Source organism: Paenibacillus humicus NBRC 102415 (assembly GCF_004000905.1).
GTDB classification, from domain to species: domain Bacteria; phylum Bacillota; class Bacilli; order Paenibacillales; family Paenibacillaceae; genus Paenibacillus_O; species Paenibacillus_O humicus.
The window spans coordinates 108,947-126,944 of the sequence record NZ_BIMD01000008.1 but is presented as its reverse complement, the minus strand read 5'-3'; the positions used below and the strand labels follow the sequence as shown (position 1 = coordinate 126,944).

The window sequence follows — 17,998 nt, the reverse complement described above, 5'->3', positions numbered from 1 at the left end:
AGGTTTTTTTTTCAACTATACCACAACTTTCCTATTCGTAAGCGTTCACTATCGGCACGCCTCAGGCTTCGATGACAATCTCGTTCACGGCCTCGGCGTCGGACAGCCACAGCCGCTCCAGCTCCGTCAGCGGCAGCTCCGCCCCGGTGCTGCGGTAGGACCCGGCAATACGGCCGAATGGCGCTTCCTCGCCATTGACGGCGACGCGCCGGATTTCTCCGCCGCTGCGGGAAAGAGAGTAGAGAATTCGCACGGAGCGGCCTGCGACCGCAAAGCGGAAGCTCATGCCGTCCAGCTCGGCAGGAAGAACGGGATCCAGCTGCAGGACGTCTGCCGCCACGCGGATGCCGAGCACATTCGAGATGAGCTGGTTCATATAGATTCCCGGGCCGCTGGAGTAGATGCGCCAGCCGCCCTTGACGGCGGCGGTTCCCTGCCGCAGCTCCTCGAAGCGTGCGGCGGCCTCGTACCGGGTCGCGAAGCGTCCGTCCGAGCTGCTGAAGTAGGCGTTGCTCTGACGAAGCTCCGCATTTGGAACCGAATGGGCGATTCCGATCGGGTTGACGACCTGCAGCGCCTGCCAGGCTTCGTCAGGCTTGCCCAGCTTGGCCATCGCCTCGATGAAGCGGATATGGGCGTGGACGTACTGAAGGCCGATCTCGCGGCCGAAGTTGGCCGCCTGCTCCGCCCGCTTGAAGCGGGTGCTTACCCCGCCCTCATAAGCAGCGGGCCGGTTCATCAGGCGCACGCCGTCGGGGAAGCTCAGCTCCCGCTTGATCAGCGCGTAATGCGCTTCCGCCTGCTCCGGGGTGATCAGGCCGGCAATCATGCTGCGCGTCATCGGCAGGAGGCGGTACTGGATGCCGGTGCGCTCATCCGTCGGGTGCAGCCACTTGTCGGGATGCCTGGCGTCCTCCATGTAGAGGAATCCGGGGATGACCTCGTCCGGATTCATGTACCGGTGGAAGTCCTCGCGGATGGCCCCCGCCAGCTTCAGCAGTTCCGCCCCGAAGGCGGCATGCTGTGAGGAGCGTGCTCCGCCGTCAGCCGCGGCCAGCAAGCCCCCGAGCTGCCGGACGGCCTGATAGGTCAGCGCGACGGTCCAGCTGCTGACCATATAGGCGCGCAGCTCCGCGCTCGCCGGCTGCAGCGTATCGTCCCAGTCGCCGTCTCCGTAGGAGGAGAGGGACGTGCCGTGCAGGAAGCGGGAGCGGATGTAGTCCATCTGCTTGAGGACGTGATCGTACAGGGAATGCTTTTGCCTCGTAGGCTCGAACGTGTCCTCATCGGTATAGGGAAGCTCGGTATCCAAAATAGAGAGGTCTCCGGTCGCGGCCATATAGTCGCCGATCAGCTTCAGCGGCCAGACGATGATGTCGCCGTGGCTTTCCTCCTGCTGGACGCGGTAATAGCGGTCGAACATGAACCATTGCGGCCAGCCTCCGCTTGCCTCGTACTGATGGGCGTAGACGGTTCGGATAATATCCTTCACGGCCTCGTAATGCTGCACCGCCAGGAAGTATTCCGCCGGTCCCTGGCAGACGTCCCGCGTTCCCCAGGCGGCGCCTCCATATTGCTCCAGCCCGTGCGGAACGGCGAAATGAACCCGCATGTTGTGCGTGTACCACCAGGCCAGCATGTCGAGGCGCCGCACGGAGGCGACGTCCTGCGGATGCTCCAGCCGGAAGTGGTTCATAAGCTTCGCCATGCCGGCGCGGTAGCCGTTTTTTTCGGATTCGAAGACCAGAGGCTCGGCAGGGTCCGGCTCGGAGCCTCTCCAGCCGTCCAGCCGGCCTCCGATGCGGAGGCTCCAGGCTGCCGAAGGGGACGTCTCCAGCACGAGCAGAGGGGCAGCGCTCGGAGCGAGGCCGGGCATGAGCCTCCGCTCATCCTTGAGGACCATTTCGGTGCCCTGTGCGTTGATGCGGTAGGAGAGCTCCGGGTAAGCTTCCCGGATCGGCGATCCCTCGGAGGCGGAGACGATGAGGCTGCCGTCCTGCTGCCGGAGCTCGTACGGAAGCTCGTAGTCGCGGTCGCTCATCGTGATCTGCGCCGTGACCAGATAACGGCGGGGCAGATGGCTGGCGGATTTGATCTCCAGCACGGCATCCGGCGCGGAAGAGCTTGTGAAGCTCGTGATTTCCAGCGTGTCGTCATCGAGAACATAGAGCCAGCGGGCATAGTTGAAGCCGATCTCGAACAGGCTAGGCATGGCAAGCAGGCGGTATTGTCCGTCGACCTCGGCGTACAGGCGCAAGCCGGAAGCATGAGCGGCGTTGAGAGCGCTGCGGACATGGCAGATCAGCTTGTTGAAGGAAGTGTTCCCGACGACCAGCTGGGAGTGGAACACTCCGTACATGTAAGCGGTCGAGGTGAGCATCTCGGCTGCTGCCCGGTCCGGAGCTCCGCTCATCAGGATATGGCCATGCGGCCGCTCCATGGAGAGCTCCTTGGCCTTCAGCACGACATGCTCGTAATCCGGGGTGAAGAAGGACAGCAGCTCGCCACGTGAGTATTCCTCCTCCAGCCGGACCGGGTACCGCTGCGCCAGCTCGGCTGGCGCCAGCGGCCGGGAGGGAAGCGGATCGCCGAGGTCGGCGGAGCGGAGCGGCACCGGCACGGCAGGGCCGTCTGCCGCGGGCAGGCGGCTGGCCTCCCGCCATGCTTCCTCCAGCCGATCGGAATAGGCCGCTTCCGTGACGGCTTCCGGATGATGCTCCCGGAACAGCCCGTAGAAGACGGCCTCGGCGCCATTCGCCGGATCGAGCGTCTTCGACTGCAATGCGGTGTAGGCGAATTCGTATTGGTAGACCTCGGAGGGCAGCCGCTCCAGGCTCAGCGCCTCGGGCCGGTGGCTGTCCTTGAAGGAGAGGCCGAAAAATTGGAAGCCGTCGGTCGAGTACGATTCGGCTCCCGTGAGGCAGCCCTGCTGCACGTAAGGGAACAATCCGCCTTGCGGCTGATTCTGACGGGAGCAGACCCTCCAGCCGTAACGCTCGTCGCGGTAGGCCGAATGGTCGATGTACTGCGAGCAGTAGGCTTCATTGCTGCGGACTGCCGCCGGAGCGGCGAGGCCGATATCCTGGCCGTAAATGACATCGGTCTGCAGGGAAACGCCGGCGGAGTCGAGCTTGACCTCCCAGAACCAGCTGTCGCTGGAGGACATCAGGAAGGAGACTTCGTACGCGACTTCTTCCGCGGTGCCGCTCCAGGTGATTCGTTGGCCCTGGCGGCTGACGGCGCTCGCCGAGGAGACGCCCAGCAGAGGATGGATGGAGAAGCCGCCCGGACGGCGGATCCGCAGGAACAGATTGTTGAGCGATCCGTCCAGGGGGCTGGACAAGAGCTGGTTGAGCATCATTCCGCCGCCAAGCGCCTCGTACAGGTCGCCGGAAGGATGGAAGGAGAAGGATAAAGACCCGGATTCCAGTCTCCACAAGGCTGGCTGAACGTTTGTTTGCGGGGTAGGCATAGGGTGTTTCCTCCTTTCGATAGACAAGAAACGCCTGCATATCTGGAAAAAAGATAATAAAAACGTTTCGACAACACGTAATCCGAGTATAAACAAAGGTGGGAAATGAAGTCAAACCTTTATTTGAAATCGATGTAAGCGGATTCTCAGAGGAGGAAGTGCCACATTCGGCTATATATGAAGGGAAAAATCTTCAACAAAAAAGCCTTGAATGCGATTTCAAGTTGATCTATAATTCAATTCGAAACGTTTCAATCGAGCAAAGGGCAACTTAACCAGGGGAGGAAATACAAATGAAAACGAAAACTGCAAGCGCCGCCATCGCGGCCGTCATGCTCGCAGGAACCGCTTTGGCGGGATGCTCTTCGGGCGGCAGCGACTCCGCTGACGGAGGCAAGGTCACTCTCTCCGTCTGGGCGATGGGAGACAGCAGCAAGCCGATGGAGCAGATGGCAGCCGCCTACGCCAAAGAGAATCCGAACGTTACGGTCAAGGTTCAGGCAATTCCTTGGGGGAGCGCCCACGACAAGCTGCTGACTGCGGTCGCTTCGAAGAAAGGTCCCGACGTGCTGCAGATGGGCACGACCTGGATGCCGGAGTTCGCCGCGGCTGGAGCGCTGGCCGATCTGACGGCCGACCTCGGCAGCTACCCCGAGCTTGCAGCGGACCATTTCTTCAAGGGCACCGTCACCTCCACCCAGTTCGACGGCAAAACCGTCGGCGTGCCCTGGCTGGCTGAAACGAGAGTTCTGTTCTACCGTACCGACGTGCTGAAATCCGTCGGCTACGATCAGGCTCCGAAAACCTGGGATGAGCTGCTTGACGCCTCCAAGAAGCTGACCGAGCGAGGCAAGGACAAGTACGGCATCGGACTCGATCCGAAGGAGCCGACGCTCAGCTTCATGTTCGCCCGCCAGAACGGCGCCAAGCTGATCGAGGACAACAAAGCGCAATTCGACCAGCCGCAATACCGCGACACGGTCGCTTATCTGGACAGCTTCTTCAAGAACGGATACGCGCCGATCGATCTCGGCCTCGATACGTCCCAGACGTTCGGCGGCGACGGCATGGTGCCGATGTTCATCAGCGGACCTTGGATGATCAAGACGATCAAGGACCAGATTCCGGAGATCGACGGCAAATGGGCGACGGCCGTTCTTCCTTCCAAGGAGAACAACATGAGCTCGCTCGGCGGCTCCAACCTGACCGTCTTCAACTTCACCGACCACAAGGCGGAAGCGATGAAGTTCATCTCCTTCCTGAGCAAGCCGGAAAACCAGCTGGAATGGATGAAGCAGACCGGCGAGCTGCCGGCCAACATGAAGGCATGGGAGGATCCGCAGCTGAGCGGGGATCCCAATATGAGCGTTGTCGGCGAGCAGCTCAAAAACGCCGAGCCGATGCCGCTGGTCAAAGCCTGGGACAACATCTCCCAGAACTTCGTCAAAACCTTCGAGCAGATCTACCGCGCGAACGGAAATATCGATGCCCAGCTCAAAGACTTCAACGCGCAATCCCAGCAGCTGCTGGACAAATAAATCGCTGACGGCCAGGGGCCGGCTGCCGGAATCTCCGGCAGCCGGCTGATCTGCACTCCGCCCTCCGTCAGGACCGTAAAGGAAGTGAGATGGATGAAAGGACCTTCAAGGGCTGCGCCGTACGTCTTCATCGGACCGACCCTCATCCTGCTAGCCGTGTTCTCCCTGCTGCCCATTCTTGTCGCGGTCTACATCAGCTTGACCGACATGGACTTGGCGGGGCTGGCCAACTACTCCAGCATCAAGTTCGTCGGCCTGCAGAATTACGCCGACGTGCTGGGCGATCCCGTCTTCCTGCTGGCGCTGCGCAACACGCTGTTCTACGTCGTCATCGGCGTGCCGCTCGTCATCGCCTGCTCGCTCGGAGCCGCCCTGCTGATCAACTTCGGACGCTCGCGCGCATTCAAGGTATTCCGGGTCGTCTATTACCTGCCGTCCGTGACGAACGTCGTGGCTGTGGCCGTCGTCTGGAGCTATCTGTACAATCCGGGCATCGGCCTCTTCAATTACGTCCTGACGTCGCTCGGGTTCGACAAGGTGGCCTGGCTGACCGACCCGACGATCGCCAAGCTGTCGCTCATCCTGCTGGCGCTGTGGCGCAGCATCGGCCTCAACATGATCATCTTCATCGCGGCGCTGCAGGGTATCGACCGCTCGTACTACGAGGCGGCGCAGCTGGACGGCGCCAGCAACTGGCAGCAGCTGACCCGGATCACGATTCCGATGATGCGCTTCGCCATCTTCTTCGTCAGCGTGACGACGATGATCGGCTGGCTGCAGTTTTTCGAAGAGCCTTTCGTCATGACCCAGGGCGGGCCGCTCAACGGCACCGTATCCGCGTCTCTGTTCATTTACCAGAACGGCTTCCAGTTCAGCAACTTCGGCTATGCCGCCGCCGGATCGTTCGTGCTCTTCTTCATCATTATTGCCGTCACCCTGCTCCAGCTGAGACTCCAGCGGAAGCAAGCCGAGGAATAGGAGGCTTACCGTCATGTCCTTGACACCAAAACAAGCGCAATCGGCAGCCCCGACCGGCCGCTCGCGGGATAAGCTGCAGCAGTGGGCCGCCGGCATCGTGCTGACCGTATTCGGCGTCGCGATGATTTTGCCGTTCATCTGGATGCTGCTCTCCTCCTTCAAGACGGAAGGGGAAATCAAGCGCATCCCGCCGACTCTGTGGCCGGAATCCTTCACGTTCGAGAACTTCGGCAAGCTGTTCACCGAGATGGACTTCGGCACCTACCTGACCAATACGCTGCTCATCACGCTGTTCTCCTTCGTCGGGCTGCTGCTGAACGCGATGGCCGGCTTCGGCTTCGCCAAGTACAGCTTCAAGGGCCGCGAGAAAATGTTCCTGCTCGTGCTCGCCACGATGATGATTCCGGGCCAGGTGACGATGATTCCGGTCTATCTGATCCTGAACAGCGTGAGCCTCACCAACACGATGCTCGGCATCGTGCTGCCGGGCTTCACGAGCGCCTTCGGCATCTTCCTGTTCCGCCAGTTCATGTCGACGCTGCCGGATGAGATCATGGAGGCGACGCGCCTCGACGGGGCGAGCGAATACCGGCTGTTCGCCCAGATCGTTCTGCCGATGTCCAAGCCGATTCTGGCCGTGCAGGCGATCCTCACGTTCATCGGGGGCTGGAACAGCTTTCTGTGGCCGCTCATCATCGCCAACGACGAGAAGCTGTACACCCTTTCGGTCGGCCTGTCGCTGCTGAAGGGCCAGCATGGCACCAACTTCGCTCTGCAGATGGCGGGAGCGGCATTCATGGTCGTTCCGATCATGATCATCTTCGTCTTCTTCCAGAAGCACATCATCGAGAATTACAATATTTCGGGCATGAAATAAAGTCCGGAAGGTTAAAGGCCTCATGGCCTAAAGCTGCATGGCTTAAAGTCTGCATGGCCTAAAGCCGGAAAAGCAAGAGCCTCCTTCCCGAGCGGGAAGGAGGCTCTTGCTCTTTTGGCATGGCTAGCTGGAGGCTGGGAAGCCCATGGAGATGACGGCACCGCCGCTTGCCTGGTTGCCGGCCCGGATGGACCCGCCGCAGCGCTCCACAATGGCGCGGGAGATGGCAAGGCCGAGGCCGGTGTCGCCGTCCTTGCCTTTGACGAAGCGGTGGAACAGCTGGGGAAGCAGCGACTCGGGAAAGCCGGTGCCGTCGTCCGCGACCGTGAGCTGGATGCCTTTGGAGTGGGACTTGACCTGGATCGTAATGACGCTTCGAGCATGCCGAGCCGCATTGGCGACGATATTGAGCAGCGCCTGCAGCAGCTTGTCCTTGTCCGCCTCGACCGTCAGCGCTCCGGCCGCATCCGGCTCGGCTTCCACGACAAGCTGGAGCCCTTTCTTCATCAGCATCGGGTTCATCCGCTCCCTCGCCTCATCGACCAGCTCCCGCAAAGGCACCGGAGAGGAGCGGAATATATCCTCCTCGCTGTCGAGCTTGGCGAGCAGCGTCATCTCGGAGACGAGCTTCTTGAGCCGTCCGCTCTCGCTGAGTATGATGTCGAGGCCGCGCCGGGAGCTCTCGCCTTCGAACACGCCGTCGCGGATGCCCTCGGCATATCCGGCGATCGACATGAGCGGAGTCTTGAGTTCATGGGACGCGTTCTGGAAAAATTGCTTCTGCACGCGGTTGTAGCGGTCCAGTTCCCCGGCGAGCTCATGGACGGTGCGGGCGACGGAGCCGATCTCTCCGCCGGCTCGGATCAGCCGGACTTCGGCGAACTGGCGCTGCTTGACCTTCCTCAGCTCCTCCCCCAGCTCCATGAGGGGACGAATGAGCTTCTTCGTTATGAACAGGCTGAGCAGCAGGACGAGGACGCCTCCGCCGGCGAGCACAAAGAGCAGGCGTCCGAACAGAGCCTGCTCCAGCGCCTTCACCTTGCTCATCGGCGCGAGCAGAGTGAGCGTGCCCTGCGGAACCTCGTTGACCTGCACCATGTAGCGGCTGTCCGCGCCTGTCCACAGCTCCTTCAGCGTCGCAGCGGCTGGCACGGCTTGCGCAGATTGCGAGGAGAGCCGGACTCCCTGCAGCTCGGCCGGCACGGCGGCCACGCCGGAGGGTAGGGCGACGCTGTCGGTCACGATGTTGCCGCTTGGATCGGTCACGATCGCCTGCACGTCGGCCGCTGCCAGAACCGTTGCCCGAGACTGCAGCTTATAGGTTTTTGTGCCCGTCCCGCTGCTCCGGAAATTGTCCTTGGCGGTGTCGATCAGCGGGCTCTTCCCGATGCTCCCGATCGTCAAATCGGGCTTCATCGCATCCGTCGTAGGGACGGCGGCCATCCCGGCGCTGCTGAATGAAGCCTGTGCTTGCTTGACCTCCAGGGAAGAGGCGATGCTCGCCCCCATCGTCCGCAGCTCTTGTTGCTGCGAGCCGATGAAATGGTCGAGCAGTACGAAATGGATCAGGAGCGCGGCCGTCCCGAGCACGACGATCAGCACCGCTCCGAAAGCGAGGTTAATTTGATGGAGCAGCTTCATGGCAGGCTCCCCCTTCCTCGGCGCGCAGCCGGTAGCCATGTCCCCAGACCGCCTCGACGGGCAGTCCGGCAATCTTTTTGCGAAGTCTCTTGAGCAGATGATCCACCGCCCGGTCGCTGCCGAAATAATCGTCGCCCCATACTTGCACGAGCAGCTCTTCTCTCGTGTAAGCGCGGTTCGGGCGCTCGGCGAACAGCTGGAGCAGCGCATATTCCTTGGAGGTCAGGTCGACCTCCTCGCTATGCCAGAACACCCTCCTTTCCTCGGGCAAAAGCAGCAGCGGCCCCGCATCGATGCGGACGGAGGATGCCGGCGCTTCCTCCATGCCTTGCAGCCGGCGGAGCCGCTGCAGCTGGCGCTTGACGCGGGCGACGAGCTCGCGCGGGCTGAACGGCTTGACGAGGTAATCGTCGCTGCCGAGCTCGAGTCCGAGAATTTTGTCGACCTCGCTGTCCTTGGCGGAGATCATGATGATCGGCACTTCGGCCGTGTCACGGATGCGGCGGCACAGCTCGTAGCCGTCCATGCCGGGCAGCATGAGATCGAGCACCCACATATGAGGGGGATCGCCTTCAAGCAGCTCCAAGGCGGCCTCGCCCGAGCCGAGCCCGATCGTACGGTAATTTTCTTTGCGCAGATAAGCTTCGACTAATTCGCGTATATGGGGATCGTCATCCACGACGGCAATGGTATAATCCAGCACGGTAACCCTCCTGAACGGGTGGAATTCTGTCCCTATTATAACAACCCGTTCCGGCGGATTGGCCCGTGCCATCGTTTTTCCACAAATTCACCAATCGGCTGCCACACCCTCGGCGTAAAGTGGGAACCGTACCAGCCATCCCATATCCCAAGGAGTGTTCCATCATGAAACGAAACCAAATCGCCAGCCGTGTCGCCCTGTCCGCCGTCCTGCTAGCCGCCGTGGCCAGCCCGGTCGCGGCCAATGCCGCGATCAGCCCGACGCTGACCAAGCAGTATGCCGCTTCTCTGGAAAAGGAAGGCGCTGGCAGCATGCCTGCAACGGCCGGCAAGGCAGCCGTCCTGTCGGCAACCGCAGCATCCACGTCGGACAAAGCCGTCGCCACCATGAAGGCGATCAAGCTGGCCGATCCGCTGGAGCTTGCCCGCCAGTATGCCCCGGAAACGGCGGATGCCTGGAAGGAGACGCTGGACAAGTACGATTCCGCGATGAAGAAGCTGGCCAAGAGCGGAGCCGCAGCCGTCAAGGCCGGCTCCGTGACGCTGAAGTCCGGCGGGGAGCTCAAGTCTGGTGAAGCCGGCGCGGCAGCGGTCATCGTTCCGGCAGGCGGCGGAGAATTCCAATCGACGAAGGACGGCGTCTCCTTCACGATCCAGAGCAAGCCGGCGGTCCTATCGTCGTCCGGCATGGCGACCTTCAAGCATGAAAACCTGGAATCCGGCGAGCCTAGCGGCAAGGAGGGCAGAAGCCCCGTAATCGCCGTGCCGGCCCTCAAAGCCGAAAAAGATGTCGCCGGTTCGACGGGAGAGACCTCCCCGGTACAAGTTTTGGTGAGCAGCGTGCCTTCATCGGCTCCAGCCGAATCCGGGTTCTTCAATGCCCGGATCGAGCTGGACAAGGCAGCCGAATCCAGGGATGCCGCGGCGATCAAGGAAGCGCTCGCCAAGCTGCTCCCTCTCTACGAGAAGCAGATCGAGAAGCTGGAAAGTCTGAGCGTGCAAAAGTAAGGGATCGAATACAGCAAAGAGAGAGCCGCAGGAGTAGACAAGGAAATGCGAGGCCGAAAAATCGCAATGAGGATTGATGGCGACCGGATTCCGCAAGGATGGGACATGTTGGATGTCCGTCCTTGCGGTTTTTTTTGGCTTGGACGGCCTGTATTCGCCTGGGTCAGTCAGGAGGGGGCTGCTGTGCCGCGGGATTTGGAGCCGAGCTTCGCCAGCAGAGTTCGGAGCTCCTAGCAGGTCACTTCACTTCTATGTAGAACCGGCGTCGATGTCTCGATCTTGCCGGCAGAATGTTCATGTTCAGTCCTTTCATGTCCTTCCCTTTTTGACGGCTGTTCGATCATTCCATGAAAATAATGTGCCAGCTGCTCTGCGTTCATCGGTCGTCCGATCAAATATCCTTGGACAAAATCGCATGCATGAAGCTTGCAGAATTCAAGCTGCTCCTGCGTTTCGACTCCCTCGGCCACCACGCTCAGGTTCAAGCGATGCAAGAGACCGATCAGAGATTCGAACAATACGGCGTCATTGGCCGAATCGTTCAGGGCTTGCACGAATTCCTTGTCCAGCTTGATCCTATCGAGGGGATAACGGATCAAATAATTCAAGGACGAGTACCCGCTGCCGAAGTCGTCCATCGCGAGCCGGATGCCCATGTCCTTCAGCTCCCGGAGTTTCTGGATGCAGGTGTCGCTGTGGATCATGGCGATCCTCTCGGTAATCTCGAGCTCCAGCGACTGCGGGGACAGGGTCGTAAGGCGCAGCGCATTGCTGACGGCCGATGCAAACAGAGGCTCCTTCAATTGGACCGGGGAAATATTGACGGCAATGCGCAAATCATGCAAGCCCGCTCTCTGCCAAAATCTGCCCATGCGGCATGCCTCGAGGAGCACCCATTCGCCGATCGGCACGATGAGATCCGTGCGCTCGAGAATGGGGATGAAGGTATCGGGCGGTATGCTTCCGTATTCCGGATGGTCCCAGCGCAGCAGCGCTTCCAGGCCGATTATTTTTCCTGAGGCCACCTCGGCTTGCGGCTGGTAGACAAGCTGGAAGTCCCGCCTGCTCCAGGAGGCGCGGAGTTCCTGCTCCAGCCGCATTTCGCTGAGCAGTTCAAGCTTGTTTTCCTTGATATACGCTCGAACACGGTTTTTGCCCTCACGTTTGGCTCGGTACATGGCGACATCCGAATGCTGGAAAATCTCGTTGACGGATTGGCAGTCATCGGGATAACTGGCGATCCCGGCGCTGAAGGTCAGGTTCAACGCCTGCAGATAGGGGTAGCCGGACAGTTTGGAAATCAGATCCTGAGCCCATTTCTCCGTTTGATCTTTTTTGGAATCGAGGAGGACGACGATGAATTCGTCTCCGCCAAGTCTGGCGCACAGCTGCGAGTTTTCCGGAAGCTCCTCGCGCAGCCTCTCGGCGATTTCCTTGAGGCATTCATCCCCAGCGTCGTGGCCGAAGGTATCGTTGATATAGCTGAAATCGTCGACATCGATGAATACGCAGGAGATCGACGGCTGAGGAGTGCGGCTCTCGTCGACGAAACGTTCCAGCTCCAATTGGATGGCCGTACGGTTGTAAAGGTTGGTCAAAGGATCGCGGAAAGCCATCTGCTCCAGTCTTTTGCGCTTTTTATGCAGGCGATGGGCAAGGGCGCTGATCGCGACCGCAAAAGCCAGCAGGACAATCATGGCTTCAAAAATCCGAAGCAGCTGGGTCGTACGGAGATCTCCGTCCGTGAAATCATTCCAAGTAATCAACACCTCGCAGAGGAGGCCGATGAAGGTAAAGGATATCCCGCCCTTATAACCGAATTCATAGGAAAAGATAAAGATCGGAATCAAGAAGACCAGCCAGACCATCTGGGAGCCAGGCGCAGGAATCAGCCATTCTCCCAGGGTAATTACGGCTAGGCATAGAAAGAGACTCCCCCATAGGTAAGAATGAAAAGGGCGATGAACAAACGGCATTTACGTACCTCCTCTGGGTGTATGGCTCGGCGCAGTCTGGGTTTTATGCATGTACAGATCCAGCAGCCTGTCCAACTCCGTGCTGTATTGAATGACTAGCGGATGCAGAAAAGTAGGATGGAGCTGATAGGCCTCCAGCAGACGGTCTCTTGTCGTTTCAATCAATTCAATTAAAGCTTCTTCATCTAAATCCATGCAACGCCACCTGCCTTAAAAGACGGAATAATGAGTCTGTCTAAAATGCCGAGCGACGAGTTATGATAAGTTCGTACAATGCATGTTGTGCGAAGCAAAAATGGAAGTTGGTGGAAACCCGAGCATGATTACGATACCGGGCCAAGATCCGCATTTATCGCTTTTAACGAAGAGAAGAAACGCCGAAGAGCTTACCGATGAGCAACTGATTGCCATTTTTTTAGAAACTTGCAGCAGCTCGCGTTTTACTCATAGAAACTATAAAAAAGCGATTGAGATGTTCAGAGCCTATACTTCGTACGCTCCGCTTCGCGACGTGACCTGGAGGGAAATCGAAGCCTTCAAGCTGCGATTAATGAAGGAAATCAATGCGGAAACAGGCCGGCCTTACGAACCCGCTACGGTCGCAGGCATCCTGTCCGCGCTGCGTTCTTTGTTCCGATGGTGCTGTCACCCCCAGATCGGAATGATGAAAGACAACCCTACGGCAAACACTAAAAATCCAAAGGTTCAAATTACAAGCGCCCAGCATTATTTGACTAAACGAGAGCTGTCCATCCTGTTTCGGCAGCTAAAAAAGCAAGGAATTCGGAACTACGCGCTGGGTTTATCGCTTGCCATGCTTGGTCTGAGGGTATCCGAGCTTGTCGCCATGAAATGGGAGGATTTCCATACGGATCCGTTGGAATCGTCCGTGTGGCTGACCGTCAAAAAGGGGAAAGGGGACAAGATTCGCGAGATCAAAGTCCCAAGTGTACTCTGGGATATTCTAGGCCAATATAGGTCTTCCTGCCCGAAGGACATCATGGAGGAAGGGCATCGAGTATTCCCGATCTCAGCCAGATGGGTGGAGAAGATCATCGGCAACGCCCGGGACGCCAGCGAGCTGACCAAGAAAGTGACGCCTCACTGGTTAAGGCATACGAATGCGACGCTGGCACTATTGAGCGGGGCCAGCTTGCAGCAAGTACAGGAGATGCTGGGGCATTCCCATATGAATACGACGCAAAGATACCTGCACACGGTGAATCAGCTCAAAAAGACCGCATCGGATTACGTAGGCGAACATTTGAAGGACATCCTATAGGTATTTCTTCCTAATCGGCATGTTCACTCACACTAGAATATGTTAAAATGGCAATATCTTCTTATGTAAAATGATGTCATAAGTTGTCGAAAAGACGCACAACATGCATTGTACGAATAGTATACCCGAAATCATTTTTAATGGGACTGTAAGCGGATTCCAAGTGCCGATCATGGATCGGAATATGCTCTCGAAATGCCCTCAAATCAAGCATTGTACCCTCGACATACAAAACTTCCTCTATGGGTAGGCCAGTTCATCAACCAAGATTCAGCGGCTTTATCGTGAATTGCCGAAAGTGCTTTTGCCATCCCAAAACACAGGAATTTCAGAAACCAGCTGCCGATCGTGGCAGCAGCACGCATTCTATGCAGCAAGACGTTCGCTTAATGAGGATGCCCATCATGAATCGGCAATGCGCATCTACCGGTTCGGCACATGTAGACCAGCGGCAAGTGATGTTATCTTCTTGCAGTTGAATTTTCAAGTCCTATGAGAATCAAGAATCAGAGTACTCATGCTATGAGGCGGGGGCCCCCGGATTCGAAAAGAAAGGAGATGAGGGCTCAAGCACTTTAGGCTTCTAGCTTCATGAGCATGAATTGTCGCTAGGTACGTCCTTCTCCGAGTCGTTCAGTATAGCTATTGCCGCTTGCAGATCAGCTAACTCCTCTTGCAGTAAAACAAAGGAGCTCTACGGTTTTTTCCTAGAGCCATAGAATGGGAATTGGTTTATACTACCAAATAAGAGCGGATAAGGTACCGGTAAGCTTGTTTAAAATCAGAAGGGATAGATGAGCATACACCGCATATTTTTACTTACTGGCCGTCCTAGAACAGGCAAGACCACAGTGATAAAGAACCTTTTTGACGAACTGGGCTCAGAGCTTTGTGGCGGGTTCTATACAGAGGAAATAACGAGTTCAAATGACCGGATCGGTTTTAGATGCATGTCCATCGATGGAGAGAGTGTATAGATTGCGAATGTAGCAAGTCCCAGCCATGTTCGAGTCGGAAGGTACGGAATGGATGTGGATGGATTTGAGCATTTTGCCATGAAAATATTGCAGGATGTTGTGTGCTCCAAAAAAAAATTGTACTGGATGAAATTGGATTCATGCAAATGCTGTCCAGCAATTTCCAAAAAAAGTACGGGAAATTGTCTCCGGCAATAAGATCGTTCTTGGGACAATTCCCTTGGAAAGCCATATAAGGAGGCCTCTATCATTGAGCGCAACATTCTTTCTTGTCAGACATGCGATTAAGGAGAGAGCAATCGGAGATGTCTCCATCACCCCGAAAGGCAAGGAACAAGCTCAAATGACAGCCCATTATTTTCATAACGTTTCAATCGGCATGATCGTCACAAGCCCGCTGCGGAGAGCGAAAGAAACGGCTTCATTTATAGCCGCCTTGAAATCGGAGATCCCTTTAAAAGAAGATGGTCGCTTGCGGGAGCGTGCTAATTGGGGTGATTTGGCCGGACAGACGTTCGAGGAGTTTGTAGCGTTATGGGACCGTTGTACGCAGAATCCGGAGTATATCCCGCCAGTAGGTGATTCAGCCAAGCAGGCAGGAGCACGCCTGGCCTCATTATTGTCTGAATTAGGAGATCATCATTCTTCCGAGAGCAGCATAGTCGTTGTGACTCACGGAGGATTGATTACCGACTTCATGGTTCACACATTCCCGGAGAGTGAACTGAATAACTGGCATCCTGATTTTGTAGCGGCACAGAGTGAGCTCATCTCGGAGTGTTCCATTACAAAGCTCATCTATGATAGAGGGCAGTACAGAATAGAAGGCTTTGCTTCCACCGAACATTTAAATGCAAGATCCTAGAAGGAAGGGTTAACGTCGTGGACTCTTATCTAATTTCGGAAATGGAAGGCTATTCGCCTCAAATCGGCAGACTCATTTCCATGATGAACTACGCTCGATATACGACGTATGAAAGCGTCAAGGATTTATCGACCCTTCAACTAGATCATCTCGACGATGACGACAGCAATTCAATTGGGGCGTTATTGTTTCATATCGCCTCCATTGAATTTTTTTACCGAACATGGACCTTTGAAGATAGGGATCTCAATCTGGAAGAGAAGCAATTCTGGGATCCAGGTATAAAGCTCGGCGAGCTGGGCAGAGAGTATGTTAAAGGAAAGGACCTGGCCTATTATTTAGATCTGCTGACCGTAGAACGTTCCAAAACCTTGGAGTGTTTTCGAGGGCGGGAGGATAGCTGGCTGGATATAGAAAAGCCTTTAAATCATAAGCCGTCGAACCATTACTTTCACTGGTTTCATGTTTTTGAAGATGAGCTCAATCATAGAGGGCAAATCCGATTGTTGAGAAAGAAACGGAGACGGGCCGGAATACTTGAAGAGGGTAGTAGAGAAAGTTGATACCGAGGTGACTTATGTCTTTCAGTTTGCCATCCATAGAACAAATCAAGGACATTGAAAATGCCGAGATTGATTACATGACGGATCGGATGTCAGCCATTCAGGCTCGACCCGGAAATCCGGAAGGAATCGAGATTCAGCGATTCGGGAATGCAGTCTGTTATTACAGCAAGACCATGACTTGGGCGGCTTTTAATACGATTAAAGGATTGAGGTCGGAAGACATTGATGTTATTGAGCCCATAACCGAGTTCTATAGAGCAAGAGCTCGAACACCTCGTTTCGAAGTGATTCCTTCGTTGGTGGATCAGAGCTTCCTTCGACGATTATCTGATCGGGGCTTCTATCAATCCGGCTTTCACACTTCAATGGTTAGTGAACCCCAAACCTATGCGGATGTATATTCCAATGGCGTCACCTTGTTAGAATGCAGAGAAGATCAGTTGGAGCTGTATGCAGCGATTCATTGCCGAGGAACAGGATTATCCGATGAGGGCATCCCATATGTCTTGCAGAATAATAAGGTTTTGTATCATCGACCGGGATGGAAATTTTTTATCGCGTGCCTGGAAGAAGTTCCGGCAGCGGCCGGTGTGATGTACAGCAAGGATAAAAAGGCATCCTTGACCTTCGCAGCTACGTTGCCCCAGTACCGAAATCGGGGCTTGCATCAAAGCTTATTGAGGAGACGAATAGAAGAAGCCGTGAACAACGATTGCAAGCTAGTCATCAGCCAGTGCTCATTTCAATCCCATAGCCATAAAAATATGGAGCGCCTGGGAATGAAAATAGGTTATGTACGAGCATCTTGGACGGAGAGAGCAGCGGAGTAAGCATAAAGGATCCGGCTCACTCACATTCCGGTCTTAGGTTCGAATGAGGTTTGGCTTCATTCACTTGCCGTTGATTGTGCCTGCCGGTCTCGGGCGAGTCTATTTGGAAAGGTTGTGGAAGGAGTGAAAAGGATTCTTGCAGGCGGATTTATTCTGTTAAGCGGAGTTCTGCTTTATTTAGGGGTACATCTTGCGGCGGTAATGTATCTTCCCCACATTACGGGATGGTCGACACCTCCGGGGAAATATGGAACAGCGTTGAGAGAAACGGGAGGATACGCGGCAAACCTTATTTCCATCCTGTTGATGATTGGGGGCAGCCTTATTTTGTTGATTGAACTTTATTTCCCACATGCAGCGGCAACATATAAAAAAGCGCTCGCGGAGAGAAATAGGGAATATGAAAAGGAACACAATTTAAGGAACTAAACCGGCCTCAGAAATCACGTCGATAAAGACATGCCCATAGGATCAGGCAGAAGAGCGGATGCTTGGGGAAAAACGATTTTCGTGCTGCTGGCATTCGCCTTTGTCTTTCTGCTGCTTTTACATGATCAGGCCATCAGCAAGAAGTGGCTCTGGATGGCGATTCTTTTCTGCGGCCAGGGCTTTCAGACCTTTATCGATTGGAAGTATCGAAAGCCGTCCAAAGAATATTTGGTTTCCCTTTTCGTTCTGATGCTCGGAGAAGCTTTGATCTTCTTCATTCTTTAAAAAGAGGCTATGTTAGACTTCATTGTTGGTACGTTTCTTACCTAATGTTTCTTAAAGCACGAGCCTCGGCGCCCGTTGAAAAATACAAAAAATGTTAAGGGGGAAAGAAATGCATGATACTAAGAGAAATGCTGCTTTGCTAATTATCATTTGGCATCCATCTAGCTCAATCCATCATTTGGGATAACAGACAGGATATAATGTTTTGAAAATTGTCTCGTCTCTACCACTTTTGTCTGACCGTTTTTTTCAAAGATAAGACCAGATCCCAGCTGTTCTTTGAAGTCCCAATCATTTTTCCACATAATATCCTTGACTGCATCATATCTAGATTCGCCTGTGTTCTCCGATACGAATCTTGTACTTTTGTCTGTTTTGGAATACGGTTCATAACTACTCTTCGAAAATTCAAGTTTAGATATTGAATAAAGTATAGGTAGAGGATTTCCCTCTTGTGACAAGGCGCTTCCAAATCTTAAGGTAAGAAATCCAGCGAACAAGACAACCAGCATAGTTGCAGCCAATAAAATTCTTTTCATAATTCTCTCCCTCAAATTGTCCAAATTATCTTA

The 17,998-nt window shown here is 55.5% G+C and carries 17 protein-coding genes; 11 read left to right on the top strand and 6 right to left on the bottom strand.

The features are described from left to right. Positions 1-61 precede the first annotated feature (61 nt). Positions 62-3,472, bottom strand: a complete 3,411-nt coding sequence (locus PHU01S_RS08185; RefSeq protein ID WP_127507061.1) for a GH36-type glycosyl hydrolase domain-containing protein — start codon at positions 3,470-3,472, stop codon at positions 62-64. Positions 3,473-3,765: 293 nt separating this feature from the next. Between PHU01S_RS08185 and PHU01S_RS08180 the strand changes: the two genes are divergently transcribed. The 3 genes from PHU01S_RS08180 to PHU01S_RS08170 all read left to right on the top strand — a co-directional run bounded on the left by PHU01S_RS08180 (position 3,766) and on the right by PHU01S_RS08170 (position 6,865). Beyond that, complete coding sequence (locus tag PHU01S_RS08180; RefSeq protein ID WP_127507059.1) at positions 3,766-5,010, top strand: sugar ABC transporter substrate-binding protein; 1,245 nt, start codon at positions 3,766-3,768, stop codon at positions 5,008-5,010. 93 nt (positions 5,011-5,103) lie between these two features. After that, a complete protein-coding gene (locus PHU01S_RS08175) occupies positions 5,104-5,988 on the top strand; it encodes a carbohydrate ABC transporter permease (RefSeq protein ID WP_048749898.1) in 885 nt (294 codons plus the stop codon). A gap of 13 nt (positions 5,989-6,001) precedes the next feature. Continuing rightward, positions 6,002-6,865 carry a carbohydrate ABC transporter permease gene (locus PHU01S_RS08170; protein WP_021881013.1) on the top strand — a complete coding sequence of 288 codons (864 nt, stop codon included), beginning with the start codon at positions 6,002-6,004 and terminating at the stop codon, positions 6,863-6,865. Between the two features lie 123 nt (positions 6,866-6,988). On the opposite strand, the gene PHU01S_RS08165 is transcribed toward PHU01S_RS08170, so the two are convergent. Beyond that, positions 6,989-8,506 (bottom strand): sensor histidine kinase, encoded by a 1,518-nt coding sequence (locus tag PHU01S_RS08165; RefSeq protein ID WP_127507057.1) that lies wholly within the window; start codon positions 8,504-8,506, stop codon positions 6,989-6,991. Then, the gene (locus tag PHU01S_RS08160) at positions 8,484-9,206 is read right to left on the bottom strand and encodes a response regulator transcription factor (RefSeq protein ID WP_246029176.1); all 723 of its coding nucleotides are present in this window, start codon (positions 9,204-9,206) and stop codon (positions 8,484-8,486) included. Before PHU01S_RS08160 ends, PHU01S_RS08165 begins: the two co-directional genes overlap by 23 nt. Positions 9,207-9,373: 167 nt before the next feature. Between PHU01S_RS08160 and PHU01S_RS08155 the strand changes: the two genes are divergently transcribed. After that, entirely contained in the window at positions 9,374-10,216 is an 843-nt protein-coding gene (locus PHU01S_RS08155) for a hypothetical protein (protein WP_127507053.1), read from the top strand. 230 nt (positions 10,217-10,446) lie between these two features. On the opposite strand, the gene PHU01S_RS08150 is transcribed toward PHU01S_RS08155, so the two are convergent. Next, positions 10,447-12,084, bottom strand: a complete 1,638-nt coding sequence (locus tag PHU01S_RS08150) for a putative bifunctional diguanylate cyclase/phosphodiesterase (RefSeq protein ID WP_218032430.1) — start codon at positions 12,082-12,084, stop codon at positions 10,447-10,449. 108 nt (positions 12,085-12,192) lie between these two features. Beyond that, complete coding sequence (locus PHU01S_RS08145) at positions 12,193-12,387, bottom strand: aspartyl-phosphate phosphatase Spo0E family protein (RefSeq protein WP_021881017.1); 195 nt, start codon at positions 12,385-12,387, stop codon at positions 12,193-12,195. A 124-nt stretch (positions 12,388-12,511) separates the two neighbouring features. On the opposite strand from PHU01S_RS08145, the gene PHU01S_RS08140 reads away from it, so the two are divergent. The 7 genes from PHU01S_RS08140 (at position 12,512) to PHU01S_RS08110 (ending at position 17,426) form a co-directional block, all read left to right on the top strand. Then, positions 12,512-13,474 (top strand): tyrosine-type recombinase/integrase, encoded by a 963-nt coding sequence (locus PHU01S_RS08140; protein WP_049869902.1) that lies wholly within the window; start codon positions 12,512-12,514, stop codon positions 13,472-13,474. Positions 13,475-14,268: 794 nt separating this feature from the next. Next, positions 14,269-14,451 (top strand): nucleoside-triphosphatase, encoded by a 183-nt coding sequence (locus PHU01S_RS26590; protein ID WP_246029173.1) that lies wholly within the window; start codon positions 14,269-14,271, stop codon positions 14,449-14,451. 250 nt (positions 14,452-14,701) lie between these two features. Next, complete coding sequence (locus tag PHU01S_RS08130) at positions 14,702-15,316, top strand: histidine phosphatase family protein (protein ID WP_127507083.1); 615 nt, start codon at positions 14,702-14,704, stop codon at positions 15,314-15,316. Positions 15,317-15,333: 17 nt separating this feature from the next. After that, complete coding sequence (locus tag PHU01S_RS08125) at positions 15,334-15,879, top strand: mycothiol transferase (RefSeq protein ID WP_246029172.1); 546 nt, start codon at positions 15,334-15,336, stop codon at positions 15,877-15,879. Between the two features lie 26 nt (positions 15,880-15,905). Continuing rightward, the gene (locus tag PHU01S_RS08120; protein WP_307721788.1) at positions 15,906-16,712 is read left to right on the top strand and encodes a GNAT family N-acetyltransferase; all 807 of its coding nucleotides are present in this window, start codon (positions 15,906-15,908) and stop codon (positions 16,710-16,712) included. A gap of 123 nt (positions 16,713-16,835) precedes the next feature. Then, on the top strand, positions 16,836-17,141 hold the full coding sequence (locus tag PHU01S_RS08115; RefSeq protein ID WP_127507045.1) for a hypothetical protein: 306 nt from the start codon (positions 16,836-16,838) through the stop codon (positions 17,139-17,141). 81 nt (positions 17,142-17,222) lie between these two features. After that, the gene (locus PHU01S_RS08110; RefSeq protein ID WP_164763021.1) at positions 17,223-17,426 is read left to right on the top strand and encodes a DUF4181 domain-containing protein; all 204 of its coding nucleotides are present in this window, start codon (positions 17,223-17,225) and stop codon (positions 17,424-17,426) included. A gap of 161 nt (positions 17,427-17,587) precedes the next feature. Here PHU01S_RS08110 and PHU01S_RS08105 read toward each other — a convergent pair whose 3' ends face one another. After that, a complete protein-coding gene (locus PHU01S_RS08105; RefSeq protein WP_127507041.1) occupies positions 17,588-17,965 on the bottom strand; it encodes a hypothetical protein in 378 nt (125 codons plus the stop codon). Between the last annotated feature and the right edge of the window lie 33 nt (positions 17,966-17,998).